The 20,280-nt window shown below is 61.7% G+C and carries 21 protein-coding genes and 3 tRNA genes; 6 read left to right on the top strand and 18 right to left on the bottom strand.

Going from position 1 to position 20,280, the window contains the following annotated elements; translation table 11 throughout:
• Positions 1–68: 68 nt before the first annotated feature.
• The 11 genes from B7G53_RS03285 to folC all read right to left on the bottom strand — a co-directional run bounded on the left by B7G53_RS03285 (position 69) and on the right by folC (position 8,706).
• On the bottom strand, positions 69–1,043 hold the full coding sequence (locus tag B7G53_RS03285; protein ID WP_096663434.1) for an AAA family ATPase: 975 nt from the start codon (positions 1,041–1,043) through the stop codon (positions 69–71).
• A 111-nt stretch (positions 1,044–1,154) separates the two neighbouring features.
• Positions 1,155–1,298, bottom strand: coding sequence for an XRE family transcriptional regulator (locus B7G53_RS03280; protein ID WP_255249893.1), 144 nt, complete (start codon positions 1,296–1,298; stop codon positions 1,155–1,157).
• 153 nt (positions 1,299–1,451) lie between these two features.
• Positions 1,452–1,528: transfer RNA gene (locus B7G53_RS03275), tRNA-Asp, on the bottom strand.
• Between the two features lie 97 nt (positions 1,529–1,625).
• Positions 1,626–1,701 (bottom strand) — tRNA-Glu (locus B7G53_RS03270).
• A 91-nt stretch (positions 1,702–1,792) separates the two neighbouring features.
• Positions 1,793–1,868: transfer RNA gene (locus B7G53_RS03265), tRNA-Ala, on the bottom strand.
• A 50-nt stretch (positions 1,869–1,918) separates the two neighbouring features.
• Positions 1,919–3,322: a glutamate--tRNA ligase gene (gltX, locus tag B7G53_RS03260; RefSeq protein WP_096663428.1), complete on the bottom strand. Its 1,404-nt coding sequence runs from the start codon at positions 3,320–3,322 to the stop codon at positions 1,919–1,921.
• On the bottom strand, positions 3,319–4,533 hold the full coding sequence (locus B7G53_RS03255) for an O-succinylhomoserine sulfhydrylase (RefSeq protein ID WP_176491267.1): 1,215 nt from the start codon (positions 4,531–4,533) through the stop codon (positions 3,319–3,321). Before B7G53_RS03255 ends, gltX begins: the two co-directional genes overlap by 4 nt.
• 2 nt (positions 4,534–4,535) lie before the next feature.
• On the bottom strand, positions 4,536–6,053 hold the full coding sequence (purF, locus tag B7G53_RS03250; RefSeq protein ID WP_096663422.1) for an amidophosphoribosyltransferase: 1,518 nt from the start codon (positions 6,051–6,053) through the stop codon (positions 4,536–4,538).
• Between the two features lie 28 nt (positions 6,054–6,081).
• Positions 6,082–6,564, bottom strand: coding sequence for a CvpA family protein (locus tag B7G53_RS03245; protein WP_096663874.1), 483 nt, complete (start codon positions 6,562–6,564; stop codon positions 6,082–6,084).
• 14 nt (positions 6,565–6,578) lie between these two features.
• Positions 6,579–7,358, bottom strand: a complete 780-nt coding sequence (locus B7G53_RS03240; RefSeq protein WP_096663420.1) for an SPOR domain-containing protein — start codon at positions 7,356–7,358, stop codon at positions 6,579–6,581.
• Positions 7,359–7,380: 22 nt separating this feature from the next.
• Positions 7,381–8,706, bottom strand: coding sequence for a bifunctional tetrahydrofolate synthase/dihydrofolate synthase (gene folC, locus B7G53_RS03235; protein WP_096663417.1), 1,326 nt, complete (start codon positions 8,704–8,706; stop codon positions 7,381–7,383).
• Positions 8,707–8,865: 159 nt separating this feature from the next.
• On the opposite strand from folC, the gene B7G53_RS03230 reads away from it, so the two are divergent.
• Together B7G53_RS03230 and B7G53_RS03225 are read left to right on the top strand one after the other, a co-directional pair.
• Positions 8,866–9,210: an arsenate reductase gene (locus B7G53_RS03230; protein WP_096663415.1), complete on the top strand. Its 345-nt coding sequence runs from the start codon at positions 8,866–8,868 to the stop codon at positions 9,208–9,210.
• Positions 9,211–9,354: 144 nt separating this feature from the next.
• Positions 9,355–10,086: a glycine zipper 2TM domain-containing protein gene (locus tag B7G53_RS03225; RefSeq protein WP_096663413.1), complete on the top strand. Its 732-nt coding sequence runs from the start codon at positions 9,355–9,357 to the stop codon at positions 10,084–10,086.
• A 341-nt stretch (positions 10,087–10,427) separates the two neighbouring features.
• Here the strand turns inward: B7G53_RS03225 and B7G53_RS03220 are convergent, their stop codons facing one another.
• Together B7G53_RS03220 and B7G53_RS03215 are read right to left on the bottom strand one after the other, a co-directional pair.
• Complete coding sequence (locus tag B7G53_RS03220) at positions 10,428–11,207, bottom strand: anti-sigma factor (protein ID WP_096663411.1); 780 nt, start codon at positions 11,205–11,207, stop codon at positions 10,428–10,430.
• 87 nt (positions 11,208–11,294) lie between these two features.
• A complete protein-coding gene (locus tag B7G53_RS03215) occupies positions 11,295–11,870 on the bottom strand; it encodes an RNA polymerase sigma factor (RefSeq protein ID WP_096663409.1) in 576 nt (191 codons plus the stop codon).
• A gap of 172 nt (positions 11,871–12,042) precedes the next feature.
• On the opposite strand from B7G53_RS03215, the gene ppnP reads away from it, so the two are divergent.
• Together ppnP and argG are read left to right on the top strand one after the other, a co-directional pair.
• Positions 12,043–12,360, top strand: coding sequence for a pyrimidine/purine nucleoside phosphorylase (ppnP, locus tag B7G53_RS03210; protein WP_096663407.1), 318 nt, complete (start codon positions 12,043–12,045; stop codon positions 12,358–12,360).
• Positions 12,361–12,429: 69 nt separating this feature from the next.
• Positions 12,430–13,761 (top strand): argininosuccinate synthase, encoded by a 1,332-nt coding sequence (gene argG, locus B7G53_RS03205; protein WP_096663405.1) that lies wholly within the window; start codon positions 12,430–12,432, stop codon positions 13,759–13,761.
• Positions 13,762–13,840: 79 nt separating this feature from the next.
• On the opposite strand, the gene B7G53_RS03200 is transcribed toward argG, so the two are convergent.
• The 3 genes from B7G53_RS03200 to murB form a co-directional block, all read right to left on the bottom strand.
• Positions 13,841–14,818, bottom strand: coding sequence for a DUF5655 domain-containing protein (locus B7G53_RS03200; RefSeq protein WP_096663403.1), 978 nt, complete (start codon positions 14,816–14,818; stop codon positions 13,841–13,843).
• Positions 14,819–14,821: 3 nt separating this feature from the next.
• Positions 14,822–16,177 carry a hypothetical protein gene (locus B7G53_RS22430; RefSeq protein WP_141396279.1) on the bottom strand — a complete coding sequence of 452 codons (1,356 nt, stop codon included), beginning with the start codon at positions 16,175–16,177 and terminating at the stop codon, positions 14,822–14,824.
• 357 nt (positions 16,178–16,534) lie between these two features.
• Entirely contained in the window at positions 16,535–17,596 is a 1,062-nt protein-coding gene (gene murB, locus B7G53_RS03195) for a UDP-N-acetylmuramate dehydrogenase (RefSeq protein WP_096663400.1), read from the bottom strand.
• A gap of 56 nt (positions 17,597–17,652) precedes the next feature.
• Between murB and B7G53_RS03190 the strand changes: the two genes are divergently transcribed.
• Positions 17,653–18,138, top strand: a complete 486-nt coding sequence (locus tag B7G53_RS03190; protein ID WP_096663397.1) for a YajQ family cyclic di-GMP-binding protein — start codon at positions 17,653–17,655, stop codon at positions 18,136–18,138.
• Between the two features lie 236 nt (positions 18,139–18,374).
• Complete coding sequence (locus tag B7G53_RS03185; protein ID WP_369680265.1) at positions 18,375–18,977, top strand: retropepsin-like aspartic protease family protein; 603 nt, start codon at positions 18,375–18,377, stop codon at positions 18,975–18,977.
• Positions 18,978–19,050: 73 nt separating this feature from the next.
• Here the strand turns inward: B7G53_RS03185 and plsY are convergent, their stop codons facing one another.
• Complete coding sequence (gene plsY / locus B7G53_RS03180; protein WP_096663394.1) at positions 19,051–19,683, bottom strand: glycerol-3-phosphate 1-O-acyltransferase PlsY; 633 nt, start codon at positions 19,681–19,683, stop codon at positions 19,051–19,053.
• 36 nt (positions 19,684–19,719) lie between these two features.
• Positions 19,720–20,211, bottom strand: a complete 492-nt coding sequence (gene ybaK / locus B7G53_RS03175) for a Cys-tRNA(Pro) deacylase (protein ID WP_096663868.1) — start codon at positions 20,209–20,211, stop codon at positions 19,720–19,722.
• Positions 20,212–20,280 lie beyond the last annotated feature (69 nt).

The raw sequence follows: 20,280 nt of genomic DNA, 5'->3' as shown, positions 1-20,280 counted from the left end.
GGTTCGGGAAAAAATAGAAGTGGGAAATTTCCTGTTGCCATCCGTTGATCATCCCTTGTTGTCGCTTGTTATTGGCTAATGGTGAATCGAGCCTGCCATTGCTTGAGCCTTTCCGCCACGATGCGCTTCAGATTCGCATCAGGGAGCGACAGCACATAGCGCCGCTGAATATCCTCGCAAAACTGCTCCAGGTCCGAAAAACTGGAGGCTTGAATCTTGGTGGCCAGGGTCTTTGGCGAGAAGCCGAGCGGTCCTTCCAGACGGGCCTGAAAGCGCGTGAACCATTCTTCCTTCTGCGCGAGCGTCGGTGCCGGCAGCGAAAGCCGCAACTGGAACCGGCGCCACACTGCCCGGTCCAGCAGTTCGGCATGATTGGTCGCGGTCACCACCACGACATGGCTGGGCAGGGCATCGATCTGCAGCAATAGCGAACTGACAACACGCTTGATCTCACCGGTTTCATGGACATCACCACGCTCCTTGCCGAGCGTATCGAATTCGTCGAAAAAAAGAACGCATTGATGCGTACGAACGAAGTCGAACAGCTTCTTCAGTCGCCCGCTGGTCTCGCCCAGAAAGCTGCCGATAACCGCCTCATACCGTACGACAAAGAGAGGGACGAGCAACTGAGCAGCTATCGCTTCGGCAAGAGAAGTCTTACCGTTGCCCGGCGGGCCGGACAACAGAACGCGGTGCCTTGGCTCCAGGCCATATGAACGAAGGATGTCCTTGCGATGTTGCTCTTCCACCAGCTCGCGGCATGCCGCAAGCGACGCGGCATCCAGGAACAGCGCTTCGAGAGCGCGGCGCGGCTCCACCTCATACAGCAAGCCGCCGTGCCCACCATCGAACGAGCGGACGACCTCAGGCGTGCGCGGCCGTCCATTAACGGCCCGCAAGTTCTGTTCGAGTTTGTCTGCGAGCTGATGATGATGTTTGGCACGCTCTTCCGCAGCCATCGCTTCAACTGTCGTGCGCAGCAACTGTTGATCGCCTTGGCTCCCTGCTTTGACGAGACTGACTATGAGGTCTGCTCGTGACATATCTCCACCTCTCTCAATATCGGATTCATGTGCTCTTCCCGCATCTTCTCACACTGCAACCCGGATCGAACCGCTGCCACCCCTGCGACAGGGCTTGACGATAATCTCAACCTACGGGTTCAGAGCAAGAACGGCTTGCATCAAACGCTCCAGCGAAATCTCGCGGAGCTTGTAATTCCGGATGACAGACACCTTCGGGTGAGGCATGCCCAGGAGCATCGTCCACTCGTTGACTCGAAGGATTGAACGGATCACGCAATCAAAACGCGAGCGTCGCGTGACGGCAGACTCAGGGCACCGATGAACATCAAACACTTAAGCCAAGTTCAAGTGTTCCCATAAGCGTTCCCATGGCGAAGACAAAGAAAAACGGGTTACAGCAAAACTGCTGTAACCCGTTGATTTTATTGGCGGAGTGGACGGGACTCGAACCCGCGACCCCCGGCGTGACAGGCCGGTATTCTAACCAACTGAACTACCACTCCTGGTAGTGACAACTTTCGCTCTTGCGAGCCAAGTCACCTGCTTGCGCAGGCTTGTTATCAACTTGTGCCTTGTGCTTCACATCGCTGTGAAGAATTTTGGCGACCCTAAGGGGATTCGAACCCCTGTAGCCACCGTGAAAGGGTGGTGTCCTAGGCCTCTAGACGATAGGGTCTAAACCTTGGAACTTCCGTCAGCAGGTTTTTTGTTTTTACACAAAGACCTGCAAAAAAAACTCTACTCAAAAAAACTTTTCGACCATTTAATGGTGGAGGTAAGCGGGATCGAACCGCTGACCTCTTGCATGCCATGCAAGCGCTCTCCCAGCTGAGCTATACCCCCCTGTTGCAAGTTTCCTTGCAATCGTCGAGCCTTGAATTATAGCCCGAAAATCAGAGCCTTTTCAAGTGGACGAGACGCGCAATCACGTTTTCCCTGTCCATCAACGACAAAAAAGCATCGAGCGACGGTGTTTGCTGGCGGCCGGCCACCAATACCCGCACCGGCATGGCCAGCTGCGGCATCTTCAGGCCCGTGTCCAGCAGCACCTGCTTGATGGCGGCCGCGATCGCCGGCTTGCTCCACTCGCAGCTGGCCAGCAACTCGGCGAGTTGGTACACGGCCGGCGCCACATCGGCCGGCACATGGGCCTGGATGTCTTCCGCGCTGACCGGCTCATGGCTGACCAGCACGCCCATCCAGTCGGCCAGTTCCACCAGCGTGCTGCAACGGTCTTTCAGCAAGGCGCAGGCGGCCACGCGCCGGCCTGCGTCGAGACCAGCGAGCGCATGCTCATTAAGGAAGGGCAACACCAGTTCCGCGAGCCTGTCATCGGCCAGGGCCTTCATGTGCTGGGCGTTGACCCAGCGCAGCTTGGCTTCGTCGAACTGTGCCGCGCTCTTGCCGAGGTGATCTAGGTTGAACCATTGCAGGAACTGTTCGCGGCTGAAGATTTCATCGTCGCCATGGCTCCAGCCCAGGCGCGCCAGGTAGTTGACCATGGCATCGGGCAGATAGCCTTCTTCGGCGTACTGCGTGACCGCCTTGGCGCCGTGGCGCTTGCTCATTTTTTCGCCCTGCTCGTTGAGCACGGTCGGCAGGTGGGCATACACCGGCACGTCCTTGCCCAAGGCACGGAAGATGTTGATCTGGCGCGGCGTGTTGTTGATGTGGTCGTCGCCGCGGATCACATGGGTGATCGCCATGTCGAGATCGTCGACGACCACGCAGAAGTTGTAGGTCGGCGTGCCGTCGGGCCGCGCGATCACCAGGTCGTCGAGCTCGTCGTTGCTGATCTCGATGCGGCCCTTGACCTTGTCGTCCCAGACCACGGCGCCGTCCTGCGGGTTTTTGAAACGCAACACGGGCAACACGCCTGCGGGAGCCGGCGGCAGGGTCTTGCCGGGCTCGGGCCGCCAGGTGCCGTCGTAGCGCGGTTTCTGCTTTTCGGCCATCTGCTTTTCACGCAGGGCATCGAGTTCGGCCATGCTCATGTAGCAGGGATACACATGGCCGGCGGCCTGCAGCTCGGCCAGCACGGCCTTGTAGCGGTCCATGCGCTGCATCTGGTAATAAGGGCCTTCGTCGTAGTCCAGGCCCAGCCAGCGCATGCTTTCAATGATCACGTCCACCGCGGCCTGCGAGGAGCGCTCGACATCGGTGTCTTCAATGCGCAGGATGAAGTCGCCGCCGGTGGCGCGCGCAAACGCCCAGGGGTAAAGCGCCGAGCGGATGTTGCCGAGGTGGATGAAACCTGTCGGTGAAGGCGCAAACCGCGTTCTTGTTTTTGGTGTCATGTCAGGGTGCCCAGGCCGCGCAGCAGGTCGGCCTTGATGTCTTCAATATGCTCCAGGCCCACCGCCACGCGTATCAGGCCCTGGCCGATGCCGGCGGCCTGCCGCTGGGCTTCGGTCAGACGCCCGTGCGAGGTGGTGCCGGGATGGGTGATGATGGTCTTGGTGTCGCCGAGGTTGGTGGCGATGCTCAGCACGCGGGTGCTGTTGATGACATGGAAAGCATTGATGCGCGCGGTGTCGGGGTCGTTCCCCACAACGTCGAACGACACCACCGCCCCGCCCTGCCCCGACTGCTGGCGCATGGCCAGGTCGTGCTGCGGATGGGAGGCCAGACCCGGGTAATAAACGCGCGCCACGCCGGGCTGCGCTTCCAGCCAGCGCGCCACCGCCAGCGCATTGGCGCACTGCGCCTGCATGCGGATGCCCAGTGTTTCGAGCCCCTTGAGCACGACCCAGGCATTGAAGGGCGACAGCGTCATGCCGGCGGTGCGCACGACCGGGCCAAACACATCGACGATCAGCTTCGAAGGGCCGCAGATCGCCCCGGCCATCACGCGGCCCTGGCCATCGAGGTATTTGGTGCCGGAGTGGATCACCAGGTCGGCGCCCAGTTCAGCCGGCCGCTGCAAGGCCGGCGTGCAGAAGCAGTTGTCGACCGCCAGCAGCGCACCGGCGCCGTGCGCGAGATCGGCGAGGGCGGCAATGTCGCAAACGTCGGTCAGCGGGTTGGTCGGCGTTTCGGCGAACAGCAGCTTGGTGCTGGGCTTGATCGCTGCCTTCCATTCGGCCACATCGGTTTGCGAGACAAAGGTGGTCTCGACGCCGAACTTGCCGAATTCGCGGCCGATGAGTGTCAGCGTCGAGCCGAACATCGAGCGCGAACAAACAACGTGGTCGCCGGCCTTGAGCAGGCCCATGCACATCATGAGGATCGCACCCATGCCGGTCGACGCGCCTATGGCGGCTTCCGTGCCTTCCAGCGCGGCCAGCCGGCGCTCGAAGCTGCTGACAGTGGGGTTGGACGTGCGGCCGTAGGTGTAGCCGTCTTCCGTGCCGGCAAAGCGCCGGGCCGCGGTTTCGGCGTCGGGCTGCACGAACCCGCTGGTCAGGTAGAGCGCTTCGGAGTGTTCGCCGTATTGGCTGGATTCCAGCGCCACGCGCACGGCCAGCGTGTCGCGGTGCAGGTTGTCGGGCAGTGGTTTGCCGGCCATGCTCAGGCTTCCTGCGGATTGGGCAGCGCCAGGCGCGAGACATCGACATCGCCCTCTTCGCTGCTGTCAACGCGCTGCGCGTTCATTTTGGCAATGCTCTCGGGCGTGATGTCGCCGGTGATGTAGACGCCGTCAAAACACGAGGCGTCAAAACCGTCGAGCTTGCCATTGAGCGAGCCGATGGCGCGTTTCATGCCATCGACGTCCTGGTAAATCAGCGCATCGCAGCCAATGGCGAGGCGGATTTCCTCGACCGTGCGGTCATGCGCCACCAGTTCGGCCGCGGTCGGCATGTCGATGCCGTAGACGTTGGGGTAACGCACCGGCGGCGCGGCGCTGGCCAGGTAGACCTTCTTCGCGCCGGCGTCACGCGCCATCTGCACGATCTCTCTGGAGGTGGTGCCGCGCACGATGGAGTCATCGACCAGCAGCACGTTGCGGCCCTTGAACTCGCTGGCGATCACATTGAGCTTTTGCCGCACGGATTTTTTGCGCACGCCCTGGCCCGGCATGATGAAGGTGCGGCCCACATAACGGTTCTTCACGAAGCCTTCGCGGTAGGGAATTCCCAGCAGGTGTGCGAGCTGCGTAGCGCTCGGGCGGCTCGACTCGGGGATCGGAATGATCACGTCGATTTCGTTGGGCGGCACGGTGGACACCACACGTTTGGCCAGCGTCTCGCCGAGGTTCAGGCGCGCCTGGTAGACCGAAATGCCGTCGAGCACCGAGTCGGGCCGCGCCAGGTAGACGAATTCAAAAATGCAGGGCATGAGTTGCGGGTGCTCGGCACACTGCTCGGCGTGGACCTTGCCGTCCATGTCGACAAACACCGCCTCGCCCGGCGCAATGTCGCGCTCGAACTGGTGGGCCGTGCCTTCCAGGGCCACCGACTCGCTGGCCACCATGACGGTGTTGCCGCTGTCGTTCTGGCCATGGCCGATGCACAGCGGGCGAATGCCGAAGGGGTCGCGAAAAGCCAGCAGGCCGTGGCCGGCAATCAGCGCCACGACGGCATACGAGCCCTTGATGCGTTTGTGCACGCCGCGCACGGCTGCAAACACGTCGGCGGGTGTCAGCGGCAGGCCGCGCGTGGTTTTTTCCAGCTCATGCGCCAGCACGTTGAGCAGCACTTCGGAGTCGCTGTCGGTGTTGATGTGGCGGTGGTCGGTGTTGAACAGCTCCGCCTTGAGTTCGGCCGCATTGGTCAGGTTGCCGTTGTGCGAGAGCACCAGGCCAAACGGTGCGTTGACGTAAAACGGCTGGGCCTCGTCTTCGCTGAAGGCGTTGCCGGCCGTCGGGTAACGCACCTGCCCCAGGCCCACGTTGCCCGGCAGCGCGCGCATGTTGCGCGTGCGAAAGACGTCGCGCACCATGCCCTTGGCCTTGTGCATGAAGAACTTGCGTCCCTGCTGCGTGACTATCCCGGCCGCATCCTGACCGCGGTGCTGCAGCAGAAGCAGACCGTCGTAAATCAGCTGGTTCACCGGGGCCTTACTGACAACGCCAACTATTCCGCACATAGATTTCCGTTCATCAATTCGCCAATCATTAAAGGTACTTTGCAAACTGTTCGGGCAACACCGGCTTCAGGCCCTGGACCGCCGCCGTCAGCACCCCGGCGCCAACGGACTCCTGCCACCAGGCGCTGGCCTTGAAGGCGGTCATGTTGACAACCACCGTGACCGCCAGCAGCAGGATCACCCCGCGCACCAGGCCAAAAGCCGCCCCCAGGGTCCGGTCCACCGGCCGCAGGCCGATGGCCTCCACCAGTTTCTTGAACAACACCGCCAGCAGGCCCGCCAAAAACACGGACACAATGAAAATCAGTACAAAGGCCGCGGCGAAACGCACCGGATCGGATGCACTCTGCAGCGGCAGCACGGCAGCGACCTCTGGCGCAAACCATTGCGCGATGTAAAACGACAGCGCCCAGCCGAGGACGGAGAGGATCTCGTACACCAGCCCCCGCCACGCGCCGATGATCAGCGACACCACCAACACCCCCAGAAACGCCCAGTCCGCAACAGCCAGCACGCGACACAAACCTACAAGGTCAGGACGGCGGCCGGCAAATCAAGGCTTTTGATCTTGCTGGCGGCCTTGTCGGCATCGGCCTTGCTGGCAAATGGCCCGACCCGCACGCGGATGCGCTTGCCGTCCTTGGTGTCGGCCACCTGGGTGTAGGTCTTGAGCCCCGCCCTTTCCAGTTTCTGGCGCACTTCGCGGGCCTTGTCGGCATCGGCGAAAGCGCCCACCTGCACCACCAAGCGGCCTTCCGCCTCGGCCTTGGCGGCGGTCGCCTTGCCGTCGAGCAGGGCCTTGGCACGGGCGCCCTCGTCGCCGGCAGGCGCCGTTGCGGGCGTTTTGGCCGCGACCTTGGGCTCTGGTTTGGGTTCTGGCTTCAGCTCCGGTTTCGGTTCGTGTTTTGCTTCTTTTTTGATAGCAGTTTGCGCAGGTTCAGCGGGCGCCTCGGCCTTTTTTTCCGCGATGATTTCTTCGCGGGGCGAGAGGCTGGACGGCGTGGCGACCTTGTCGCTGACTGCAGGTGCGGGACTGGCTGCAACGGCCGGTGTGGTGGCCGGCACCGGCATCACCAGCGGCTTGCCGCCGCTCTTGGCAGGGATCTCGATCGGAATATCAACCGCCACCGGGCGCGGCTGGGTGTCGAACAACAGGGGGAAACCGATCACCCCGGCCAGCACCAGCACCACCGCACCGATGAGGCGGTGCTTGGCACGTTTGCGCATCACTTCCACGCTCTCGGTCTGGGCGGCAGACCCGGCTGCAGCAGAGGCTTGGCCCCGGCGAAAGTTGAAAAACGGCATGGCGATGACGGTATCCGTTACGTTAGGTATCGGTTGATGAAGCGTGGCGCTCAGGCGCAGCGTGCGGAGCGAAAAGACGCGGCAGGCCGTCCTTCAAAACACCCCCCACCGTATAGAACGATCCGAAGACCACAATTCTATCAGCGGGGTCTGCGGCAGCGACGGCGGCCTGCAGGGCTTGCACCGGGTCGGCATGCACGCTGGCACGGGCATCCTGGCGGGTGTTCAGCGCCTGCCACGTGGCCAGCAAATCCCCGGCCCTGGCGGCGCGGGCGGTCGGCAGATCGGTGAAATACCAGCGGTCGACCAGCGGCCCCACCCGCTTGAGCATCTGCGCCAGGTCCTTGTCGGCCATGGCGCCGAACACGCCGTGGGTGCAGGGGTAAAAACCCATGGCGTCGAGGTTCTCCGTGAGCGCCGCTACCGCGTGCGGGTTGTGCGCGACGTCCAGCACCAGCGTCGGCTGGCCGGAAATGATCTGGAAGCGCCCCGGCAGTTCGACCATGCCGAGCCCGTTGCGCACCGCCTGCGCGGTCACCGGCAGGCGGTCGCGCAGGGCCGTCAGCGCGGCCAGCACGCCCGAGGCATTGACCAGCTGGTTGGCGCCGCGCAGCGCCGGGTAGGCCAGGCCGGCGTAACGCCGCCCGCGGCCGGCCCAGGCCCACTGCTGCTTGTCACCGGAAAAGTTGAAGTCCTGGCCCAGGCGCCACAGGTCGGCGCCCACTTCGGCGGCGTGGTCCAGCACGCTTTGCGGCGGCACCGGGTCGCCCACCACCACGGGTTTGCCGGCGCGCATGATGCCGGCTTTTTCAAGACCGATGCTTTCCCTGTCCTTGCCCAGCAGCTCGGTGTGGTCGATGTCGATGCTGGTGATCAATGCGCAGTCGGCATCAATGATGTTGACCGAGTCGAGCCGACCGCCGACCCCGACTTCGAGAATGACCACGTCCAGGCCGGACGCAGCCATCAGGCTGAAGATGGCGAGCATGGTGAACTCGAAATACGTCAGTGAAATGTCGCCGCGCAGGGCCTCGACCCGCTCGAAATGCGGCAGCAGCTGGTCGGCGCGGGCCATCTCGCCGCGGATGCGGCAGCGCTCCTCGAAATGCACCAGGTGCGGCGAGGTGTAGACCCCGGTGCGGTAGCCGGCCTGCCCCAGGATGGCCTCGAGCATGGCGCAGCTCGACCCCTTGCCATTGGTGCCGGCCACGGTGATGACCGGGCAGTCAAAACGCAGCGCCATGCGTTCAGCCACGCGGCGGACGCGGTCCAGTCCGAGGTCAATGGCGTGGGGGTGCAGGCGCTCGCAGTAAGCGAGCCAGTCGTCGAGGGTGTTGGGCTTGTCCATGGAAGCCGTATTGTCGCCGCTGCCGCGCCGCGTCCCGTGGTGCCGCCGCCCCGCCCGTACGCAAGATGGGGTTGTACAGCTATCAAATCAATAGCTATCGACGCCCTCGCTGCAAGGGGTCAAGGCCCATTTGATGCCAAACCATGCGAAAATCCGCACATGATCACTGTTTACGGCATCCCCAACTGCGACACTGTCAAAAAAGCCCGCGCCTGGCTGGCCGCGCACGATGTTGCCCACACTTTTCATGACTTCAAAAAACACGGCGTGCCGGCAGACCGGCTGGCCGCCTGGGAGCAAGCGGTGGGCTGGGAAAAACTCCTCAACCGCCAGGGCACGACCTGGCGCAAGCTGGACCTGCCCTTGCAGGCCGCCACGGTGGACGCAACCAGCGCCCAGGCCCTGATGCTGGCGCAGCCCAGCGTCATCAAGCGGCCGGTGGTGGACTGGGGTGGGCAGATCACGGTCGGTTTTGACGAAAAAAGCTGGTCGGCACGGCGTTGAAACGGCGTTGAAGCGGCCGGGGCAGCTTTACAGGGCTTTACTGAACTTGTGTGCACCAAATCCACTCTGAATCATTAAACTGATAGCCGTTATTTTGGCCTCCCCGGGCGGCCTCTTCCAGCCGGCTGAAAAGGGATTTGCACCATGAAAAAAACACTTGTTTTATCGGCAGTTGCCGCAGCCTCCGGCCTGTTTGCCGTCAACGCCTCGGCCATGGACATCCTGGCACGCGTGATCTCCAGCACCCCGGTGGTCCAGCAGGTCAGCGTGCCGCGCCAGGTCTGCTCCGTCCAGCCCATGGTCACCGAAGCCCCGCCCTCGGGCGCCGGCGCCGTGATGGGCGCCCTGGCCGGTGGCGCGATGGGCAATGCCATTGGCGACGGCGGCGGGCGCGCCTTGGCGACCATGATTGGCCTGGTCGGCGGCGCCATGGTCGGCAACAACATCGAAGGCAACCGCAGCCAGGTGCAGAACGTGCAGCAGTGCGGCACCCAGATGTCCTACGAAAACCGCACCACGCACTACAACGTGGTCTACGAATACGCCGACAAGCAGCACACCGTGCAGATGCCCAGTGACCCCGGCCTGTATGTGCGGCTGCAGGTCACGCCGGTGGGCGCGATGCCCGCGCCACAGGCCGGTGTTCAGCCCGGTTATGCCCAGCCCGCCCAGCCGGTGTATTCGCAGCCGATCTACGCCCAGCCTGTCTATGCCCAACCTGTTTATGCCCAACCGGTGTATGCCCAGCCGGTTTATGTGCAGCCGGCGGTGGTCGCTTACCCCGGTTATTACCCGCGGCCCTACTACCCGCCGGTGGGCGTGTCGCTCAATTTCGGCTACAGCCGCGGCGGCTACGGGCACCGCCACTGGCGCTAGGGCCTGTTCCCACTATTTATACAAGTGCGAACGTGGTGAAAACAGCGCCAATCAAGGCGCGCGACGACCGCCAGACCGGGCGTCTGGCGTAGGAGTGCAACGCAGAGTGGCGTTGTTTTCACCACGTTCCCTCCGGGTTGCGGCCAAAAAGGCCATGCGCAGCGTTGCAAAGCCTTGCCGGGCTTCAGCCCGGCTGCATTTTGCGCCTCACGCATGGCCTTTTTGACTCGCAACGCATCTTGCATAAATAGTGGGAACAGGCCCTAAGCCAGTCAAACAAAAAAGGGGCTTGCAAGCCCCTTTTTTGTTGCCGGCCGCTGCGGCCTGAAGCGCTTCCGGCTTTACAGCGTGGTCTGGAGCAGCGCACCCTTGAACAGCACCGGCCCGCTCGGCCCGCTGCCCGCCGGAACGCCGCCCCTGGGCTCCAGGCTGATGGCCAGCGCCGGCACCTGGCTGACCTCGCCGCTGCGCGCGGGAAGGCGAACCACCGTGCCGTCACCCAGCACACCCAGCGACTTGGGGCCGCCCGAGGGGGGCAGCGCCCACAGCTGCAGGGACTTGTCGGGCCCGGGGTGGAACTGGCCCACATGTTTGAGCTGCAGCAGGCTGTGTTTGGGGTCGTAGGTCACCAGCACCGAGGGCGCCGCTTTGTCATCCGCCAGCACGGCAACGTACTGGATTTCAGGCGTGGCGGCCAGTTTGGCGCTGAGTTCCTTCACCTGGCCATTGAGCTGGGTGTTCAGGTTCACGCCCACCACCACGGCAGCCACGGCGGCCATGGCACCGGCGGCCGAAGCCCCGCGCCACAGGCCCAGGCTGGCCCACCAGCCCGCGCTGGCGCGGCCCGCGGGCGCCTGCCGCGCAGCCTGCATGGCCCGGGCCTGCTTGTCCGCCTGGATGAGGTTTTCAATCCGCTTCCAGACTGCCGGGCTGGGCGCCTCCTGCGCCTGCAGTTCGGTGACCGACGCCATGCGCCCTTGCCAGATCAGCGCGGCGGCGCGCACGGAGGCATGGGTGCGCGCCAGTTCCTCGAACCGGCGCCGTGCACCGCCACGCAAGGTGCCCAGCGCATAACTGGCCGCCAGCTGATCGATCAGCGCGGGATTGCGGGTCAGGTTCATACGCCACCTTCTTCAGAAGTTTCCCGCCGCAACGCAGCAGGAACAAACAGAGCAAACAGATCAAACAAAACAAACATCGGCTTCATCTCAAGCAAACCGGGCCATGCAGCCGCGCAACTGCTCCAGGCCGCGGCGTATCCAGGTCTTCACGGTGCCCAGCGGCAGCTTGAGCTGCTCGGCCAGCTCGCCATGGCTCAAATCGCGCAGGTAGGCCAGGCTCACCACCTCGCGCTGCTTGTTGCCCAGCTGGCTCAGGCACTGGTGCAGGGCCCAGGCCTGCTCGCCCGCCAGCGCGGTGTCCATCGGGTTGGCGGAGTCGCCCTCCAGCGTGTCGGACATCACATCGTCGAGCTCCTGCACCGCATCGGCCCGGTCGGAGTTGCGGCGCCGCAGAAAGTCCAGCCCCCGGCTGCGCACGATCAGGCAGAGCCAGGCCATGGGCGGCGACAGCGTCGCCTTGTAGTCGCCCGCAATGCGCCAGATGTTGATGAAGGCCTCCTGCAGCACGTCCTCGGCCCAGCTTCGATTGCTGACCACACGCACGGCCACGCCATACAGCTTGGAAGAGGTCAGTTCATACAGCTCCCTGAGCGCCGATTCGTCGGCCAGTGCGACGCGGTCGATGAGCGCGATCAATTGGGTATCCGGGCTTTCTGCTTTCATGGACCTGATTGTCCTGCATTCGTGATACGCCTGAAATGGCCGAACGGATTCAGGGCCCTTGCCCCGTCAAGACCGTCCTGCCGCATGCCGGAGGTCCGGGTGACCTAAAATCAGAAGCTTTGCATCCCAGCCCGGCAGCCGGACGTTTTCCCCGCCCCCATTTCAAATCACCATGACTACAGAAAAAATCGACAACATCAGCGTCACCACCCAGGCCAATGTCTATTTCGACGGCAAGTGCGTGAGCCATGGCATCACCTTCCCCGATGGCACCAAAAAATCCGTCGGCGTGGTGCTGCCTTCGACACTGACCTTCAAGACCGGCGCGCCCGAGATCATGGAATGTGTGGCCGGCTCCTGCGAGTACAAACTCGCCGGCAGCGACGCCTGGGTGAAGTCCGGCGCAGGTGAGAAATTCAGCGTGCCGGGCAACTCGTCCTTCGACATCCGTGTCGGCGAGGCCTATCACTACATCTGCCACTTCGGCTGATCCGCAGGCGAATTACTCTTAATTTCATAGCAGCTTGCGCTGATTCCATAAGGGCTAGAGGCCAATTTCATGTCTAATACCATCCTGCAAAACATCCCCGCCGGCCAAAAGGTCGGCATCGCCTTCTCCGGCGGCCTCGACACCAGCGCCGCGCTCTTGTGGATGAAACAGAAGGGCGCCCTGCCCTACGCCTACACCGCCAACCTGGGCCAGCCCGACGAGGCCGACTACGACGAGATCCCGCGCAAGGCCATGGAATACGGCGCCATCAAGGCCCGCCTGATTGATTGCCGCCCGCAACTGGCTGCTGAAGGCCTGGCCGCGCTGCAGGCCGGCGCCTTCCACATCACCACCGCCGGCTCCACCTACTTCAACACCACGCCGCTGGGCCGCGCCGTCACCGGCACCATGCTGGTCAGCGCCATGAAGGAAGACGACGTCAACATCTGGGGCGACGGCTCCACCTTCAAGGGCAACGACATCGAGCGCTTCTACCGCTACGGCCTGCTGACCAACCCCGCGCTGAAGATCTACAAACCCTGGCTGGACCAGCAGTTCATCGACGAGCTGGGTGGCCGCTCCGAGATGAGCGCGTTCATGACCGCCAACGGCTTTGGCTACAAGATGAGCGCCGAGAAGGCCTACAGCACCGACAGCAACATGCTGGGTGCGACGCACGAGGCGAAAGATCTGGAGAACCTCAACAGCGGCATCAAGATCGTCAACCCCATCATGGGCGTGCCGTTCTGGAAAGACGACTGCGTCGTCAAGGCCGAAGAAGTCAGCGTGACCTTTGAAGAAGGCCGCCCCGTGGCGCTGAACGGCATCCACTACCCCGACCTGGTCAGCCTGATCCTCAAGGCGAATGAAATCGGCGGGCGCCACGGCCTGGGCATGAGTGACCAGATCGAAAACCGCATCATCGAGGCCAAGAGCCGCGGCATCTACGAAGCCCCCGGCCTCGCGCTGCTGTTCATCGCCTACGAGCGCCTAGTCACGGGCATCCACAACGAAGACACCATCGAGCAATACCGCGACAACGGCCGCAAGCTGGGCCGCCTGCTGTACCAGGGCCGCTGGTTCGACAGCCAGGCCATCATGCTGCGCGAAACCGCCCAACGCTGGATTGCCAGTGCCATTACCGGCACCGTGACGCTGGAACTGCGCCGCGGCAACGACTACAGCCTGCTGAACACCGAATCACCCAACCTGACCTACGCGCCGGAGCGCCTGAGCATGGAAAAGGTGGAAGATGCGCCGTTCTCGCCGCTGGACCGGATTGGGCAATTGACGATGCGCAATTTGGACATTACCGATACGCGCGCCAAGCTGCAGGTTTATTCCAATGCTGGGATGCTGGAGTTGGGCAAGGGGGATGATTTCCTGAAGTTGGGGAAGTAAGCCCCGGTTGAAGCCCCATAGACAAAGCCCGCCGAGTGAAAACTTGGCGGGCTTTGTCTTTCAGTTTGGCTACTCAAGGTCAACCAGGGTTACGCCCCTCATACGCTAGAGCAATCCATGGCTTGACCGCATCCAAATCAGCCTGGGATGTGAGCGGTACTTCCAGGTTACCCGTGCCCCAGTGGCCAATGTTGGTTACATCACGAGCGTTGGTTAAGACCGGGAGTGCGGTTGCTGGGTCTACGTGCAGATAAAGCAGCAGGCAATTCTTGCGGTGTAGTACGACGGTTGCAAAGTTCTTCAAACGTTTGAAGGCTGCATACAGCCGCAGTTCTTTGCGTTGCACGTCATCGCCCAAGGAGAAGGTGTAATCCTCGAGGGAAGCCAATAGCAACTGCATGGGTTCTGGCAGGTTGGCCAATATCTCTGCAAACGACTTGTCGGGCCCCGTGCCCTTAGCACCTGTTGGATCTGTTGGAGTGGTCACGGCACTACCCGCGTTGCTGGCGCCGGCCTTAGCAAACTTTGCCAGGCTGGCCTTGCCATTTGAGTCATTGCCCGCGTTTACCGACTCCAAAAGCAGCAGATCGTCACCAAAGCGCCGGTAGCGGATTAGCTCGATGTTGCGGCCAATCTGCTGCACCGCGTGACCATCGTACTTAGTGAAGTCCGCCGCTATACACACCACCCGCGGCGCGCTCCAGTCAATGGCGTCAGCCGCTGTAGCGCCCAGCTTGTCCAGCACCAGCAACTTGAATTCCGCCTTGTGGTCCATCAGCCAATCCAGGTAAAACAAACCCTGGTTGATTACGTTCTCACCCACCGAGCGCTTGTACTCAAGGATGACTGGGCAATGGTTTTCGTCCAAGCCTAGCGAGTCAATACGACCACCGTGCGTTTTGCCGGTGGAGTGCTCACTGGCAATGAAGCGGATATTGAGCAGCGGCTGCAAGTTGGCCTCAATCAGCGTTTGCAGAGGCTTTTCCAGGTCAGACGCGTTGCCTTGCAGTTCGGTGGCGGTGCCACCAGACAGGCGGAAGAGTTTGATGTCGCTCATGGTCTATTTCACAAACCGTCTTCTCTCTTGAGCCGTTTTAGCTCCGCTGCCCTCGATAACAGCGAACATAGCTGCTCGTCCAGCGCGTTGGCCTTCTTCAATCACTTGAGAAATAAGGGTGTAGCCTCGCGCATCGCAGCCAATCCAGCCCTCACGCGCTAGTTCAACAAACTGCGAGTTATTCAAATATCGTGCGCAATTTGCATAACCTACCCGTTGTCCGGTCGGCTTAACAAGCGAATCTGGCAGTTGCAGAAAACGCTTCAGATGCGAATGACTGAGGGTGAGACCCGAAATCAACGCGTCATCGCGAGAATCAGGACTTGTTGTTTCACAAAACTTGAAATAAAAAGCTTCTTCACTCATGCGCCAGTCCAGCATAGAGGCTGACACTGGTATGGGCAAACGTTGAATTGCATCAACAGCATCATCCATCGCATTAAGTTGTTTGTGCAGCTGTGGATCGACCAGATATGACCATGTCTTTCCTTCGCCATCACTCTTTGGCTCCATGCACTTGTACTGCAACAAAAGATACGACTTGTAGTCAGCCATGAAGATCAGAAGATCGATCCCAAGAACCGTTTCCAATGGCTTCTTGTCATATACGTGAACTCGAACTTCCCTTGCTCCAATCCCTGAGAATCGAGCGCTGCGCATGCCGTCGTCGGTTAGAAGTCCTTTAAAGGCAAGCTGATCTTTTCGAACGATGTCCTGTTCATGCAGCGGCTCTGCATCTAAGAGATCCAAAACAGACTTGGCACTTTGGACAGCCTCAAAGTGGGCTTCGCGCAAGATAGTCTTTCTGTCCAGTGACGCGATATCCAGTGTCAACCCAATGGCATCACGTTGCTCTGTCAGCCGTAAAACTTTTGCATCGTTTCCAGTTAGACGATTCTTTTCCTCTCGCAACTTTACCAACGCATCTAAACGGTCCGCCAAATTGGGGCGTTGGCGCTTAACCGCCTCAATGACTTTTGGCCATTCGGCGGAAGGAATTCGCTTAAAGGTTCCGGCAGTACACATTCTTTCAGCAGCTGGGAAAACATCAGAAATTTCATCTGGTCGTACTGCCTTCGCCAAGAATATGGGTGCCCACATACGCATCTTCAGCTTACCTGTACCACCAGAACCATGCATCCGCTCCATAAGCACGACAGCATCAATGTTGTATTCGCTGGGCGTGAATGACAAGAAAGCGATTTCGCGGCGTTCAAATACCCAGTCCATCGCGGAGAAAGACTCGGAGGCCTCCCCTGGGTAGTAGAGACTCTCCGCTATTTTTTTGATGCGTCCTGATTCAAACGTTAAAAAGTACCCTGAGTAGGGTGGCTTTTCTACCTTCTTTTTATCCACCACGATGCGCCCTCATCATCTATTGCAGCAAAGCCAGGCGCCTGGACTTGTCGTCGGCTGATTTGATAAGCATGACCCTCTCCCCTTCGCATTTTGTTGTGCTCTGACTGTAGCGCAGGGCTGACGGGGAACGGCCAGTGCTTCCACGGGGCTCGAAAATCCGTTTCAGCCTGGATTTTTGCCCGTTTTCAGAGATCAAGAGTGCCCGAAACTCCCGTCCGCCGCGCGTGAGCAGCTATCAAAAAAAATAGCGATTGCACATGAACCCGGCCGATTTTTTGAATTAAAAATGGCTACAACCCTCGTCCCATCTAGGCTAACAGCTATTAATAACATAGCATAGCCAGATCACCGGGCCGGCTACACCACCACCGGTTCCGGCTCCAGCAGGATGCCGAACCGTTCGTAGACGCTGGTCTGGATGGCCTTGGCCAGGGTCATGACCTCGCCGCCGGTCACCGGGTTGGTGCTGCCGCCGCGGTTGACCAGCACCAGCGCCTGGCGGTCGTATACGCCGGCGTTGCCGATGCTTTTGCCTTTCCAGCCGCAGGCGTCGATCAGCCAGCCGGCGGCAAGTTTGACCGAGCCGTCGTCCAGGTGGTAGTGGACGATCTTGGGCTCGCGCTGGATGATGTCGGCGCACTGCTCGGGCGTCACGGTCGGATTCTTGAAGAAGCTGCCGGCATTGCCGATGACCTTGGGATCGGGCAGCTTGGCCTTGCGGATCTCGCAAATCCACTCATAAATCTGCAGCGCATCGGGCTGGGTGATCGCAGACTGCGCCATCTTTTTCTCGATGTCGGCATACCCCAGCACCGGCTTCCAGGCCTTGGGCAGCGCAAAACGCACGCGCGTGATCAGGGCCTTGCCGGCCAGCCCCAGGCCCGGGCGCCCGTTCGGGCCGGTGCTGCTGTGTTTGAAGACCGAGTCGCGGTAGCCAAATGCGCATTGCGCCGCATTCAGCGTGAAACGTTGGCCGGTGCCCAGATCGATGGCGTCCAGCGAATCGAAACGGTCCTGCAGCTCCACGCCGTAGGCACCGATGTTCTGTACCGGCGAGCCGCCCACGGTGCCGGGGATCATGGCGAGGTTTTCCAGGCCCGGATAGCCGCTGTGCAGGGTCCAGCCCACCACCTCGTGCCAGTTCTCGCCGGCGCCGGCCTCGACGATCCAGGCTTTGGCGGTTTCGTCCACCAGCTTCCTGCCCATGATCTCCACCTTGAGCACGACGGATTTGACGTCGCCGGTGATGACGATGTTGCTGCCCCCGCCCAGCACGAACTTGGGGGCCGCCTGCAGCACCGGATCGGCCAGCACGTCGGCCACGTCCTCTTCACTGGCGATACGCACCAGCGTGAGGGCCTTGGCCACGATGCCAAAGGTATTGGAAAACTGGAGGGGAACGTTTTTCTCGACTAACATCACGGGATTGTCGCACCCCGACATCCCTGCAACGCAACCCCGGAAGCCGGAAAACCATGCCCTCTTTTGACACCGTTCTCGAAGCCGATCTGGTCAAGGTCAAAAACTCGGTCGAAAACACCGCCAAGGAAATCGGCACGCGTTTCGACTTCAAGGGCACGGCGGCAGCAATCGAGCTCAAGGAGAAGGAAATCACGCTGATCGGCGACAGCGACTTCCAGATCGACCAGATCACCGACATCCTGCGCAACAAGGCCACCAAAAGCGGTGTGGACGTGCGCTTTTTCGACGCCGGCAAGGTCGAGAAAATCGGCGGCGACAAGGTCAAGCAGGTCATCAAGGTGCGCAACGGCATCGAGGCCGAGCAGGCCAAGAAAATCTCGCAACTGATCAAGGGCAGCAAGGTCAAGGTGCAAGCCTCCATCCAGGGTGACGCCGTGCGGGTGACCGGGAAAAACCGCGACGACCTGCAGGAGGCCATGGCCATGATCAAGGCGGACCTGCCCGACATGCCGCTGAGCTTCAACAACTTCAGGGACTAGGCGTGGCCCCCACGCTCCCCACTGCGTGTGGTTCGCGAGGCCTTGCAGGCCGCAGCTCGCCAGAGGCTTCGCTTCTGTCGCCTGTCCAAAGCTGCTCAAGCAGCTTTGGAGCCGCAGGCTCCAGCCCCTCGGGGGCGCTGCGCCTGCGGCCCGGCGAAGCCGGTTCCGCGGCCCCGGCTGGCATGGGATGGGGACACCTCACCTTCTTGCTCATCGCGCTGGCGGCCTTTAGCAGCATGGCACACGCGCAGAGCGTCGCGCTGGCCGGCATGCTGGGCAGCAAGGCGCTGTTGATCGTCAATGGCGGCGCACCGAAGTCGGTGGCACCCGGCGAATCCCACCAGGGCGTGAAGGTGGTCTCCACCGCCGGCGACCAGGCCGTGCTGGAACTCTCGGGCAAGCGCCACACCGTGCGCGTCGGCGATGCGCCGGTCAGCGTGGGTGCGGGCGGAGGCACGGGCGCCGGCAAGGGCACGCGCATCGTGCTGACCGCCGGCACCGGCGGTCATTTCTTCACCCCGGGCCAGATCAACGGCCGGGCCGTCCAGTTCATGGTGGACACCGGCGCAACCGGCGTGGCCATGAGCGCCGCCGATGCCGAGCGCGCCGGCATCAATTACAAAGGCGGCCAGCCGGTACAGATGAGCACCGCCAACGGCGTGACGCAGGGCTTTCGCGTCAAACTCGGTTCCGTGCGGGTCGGCGATGTCGAGGTCTACGACATCGATGCGGTGGTGTCACCCCAGCCCATGCCCTACATGCTGCTGGGCAACAGCTTCCTGACGCGCTTCCAGATGATCCGTGAAAACGACCAGATGACGCTGGTCAAGCGATTCTAGAAACAAAACAGGCTGCAACCAGCACCAAACAAGCGCAAGCAGCTATCTGATTGATAGCAACCGGCAATCCAGGTCAGCCCTTTTTCTTCGCACCCAGCTTCGATTCCGTGCCCTTGAGCAGCTTGTTGATGTTTTCCCGGTGCCGAAAAATCAGGAAGGCGCTCATGGCCACAATGGCCAGCGCGACCATCTTGTCGACATACCAGAACGAGCGGTCGCCGATCAGGTAGTACCAGGGCGCAAAAATGGCGCAGGCCATGGCCGCCAGCGACGAATAACGCGAGAAGAACGCCACGATGACCCAGGTGGCCAGTGTCGCCAGGCCCAGCACCCAGTGCACGCCAAACAGCACCCCGGCCGCCGTCGCCACCCCCTTGCCGCCCTGGAAGCCGAAAAACACCGGGTAAAGATGGCCGATGAAGGCCGCCAGGCCGACCGCCGCCAGCGTGCCTTCGCGCATGCCGTAGTCCTTGCCGAACCACATGACCAGCGCCATCGGCAGCCAGCCCTTGAGGCCGTCGAGCAACAGCGTGAGCACGGCCGCCGCCTTGTTGCCCGAGCGCAGCACATTGGTGGCGCCGGGGTTCTTGCTGCCGTAGCTGCGCGGGTCGTTCAGGCCCATCAGCCGGCTGACGATGACCGCGAACGACAGCGAGCCGATCAGGTAGGCCGCCAGCACGGCCAGGGCGGAATAAGCGTAGTCCATGGTGTTCCCTCCAGTATTGTTGTTGTAGCTTTATCTTCAATCAGCAAGCGCGCAGTGGACCGATTTTGCACCCAGCAGGTCCACACACACCTGCGGCGCGATGCCGACCAGGTAACCGCGCCGGCCGCCGTTGATGGCGATTTTAGGCAAGGCCAGGATGCTTTCCTCGATATACACCGGCATGGCCTTGCGCGTGCCGAACGGCGAGGTGCCGCCCACCAGGTAGCCGCTGTGGCGGTTCGCCACCTCGGGCTGGCAGGGTTCGACCGACTTGGCGCCAATCTGGCGCGCCAGGTTTTTGGTCGACACCTTGCGGTTGCCATGCATCAGCACCAGCAGCGGTTTCGCGTCCTGGTCCTGCATCACCAGGGTCTTGACCACGGTGAAGGGATCAAACCCCAGCACCTGCGCGCTGTGCTGCGCGCCGCCGTGCTCGAGGTACTCGTAGGGGTGTTCGGTGAACGCCACCTTGTTCGCCTTGAGCATTTGCGTCGCAGGCGTCTCCGAAACGTGGGCCTTTTTGCTCACCTCGGCGCTTCCGTTCAAGTGCCAGCGCGGAACCGGCTTTGCCGGGCCGCAGATGGCGCCCCCTGGGGG

The organism is Polaromonas sp. AET17H-212 (genome assembly GCF_002379085.1).
In the GTDB taxonomy this organism is placed as follows: domain Bacteria; phylum Pseudomonadota; class Gammaproteobacteria; order Burkholderiales; family Burkholderiaceae_C; genus Polaromonas.
Note: the sequence above shows the minus strand (reverse complement) of the source record. Positions and strands in the feature narration are given on the sequence as shown.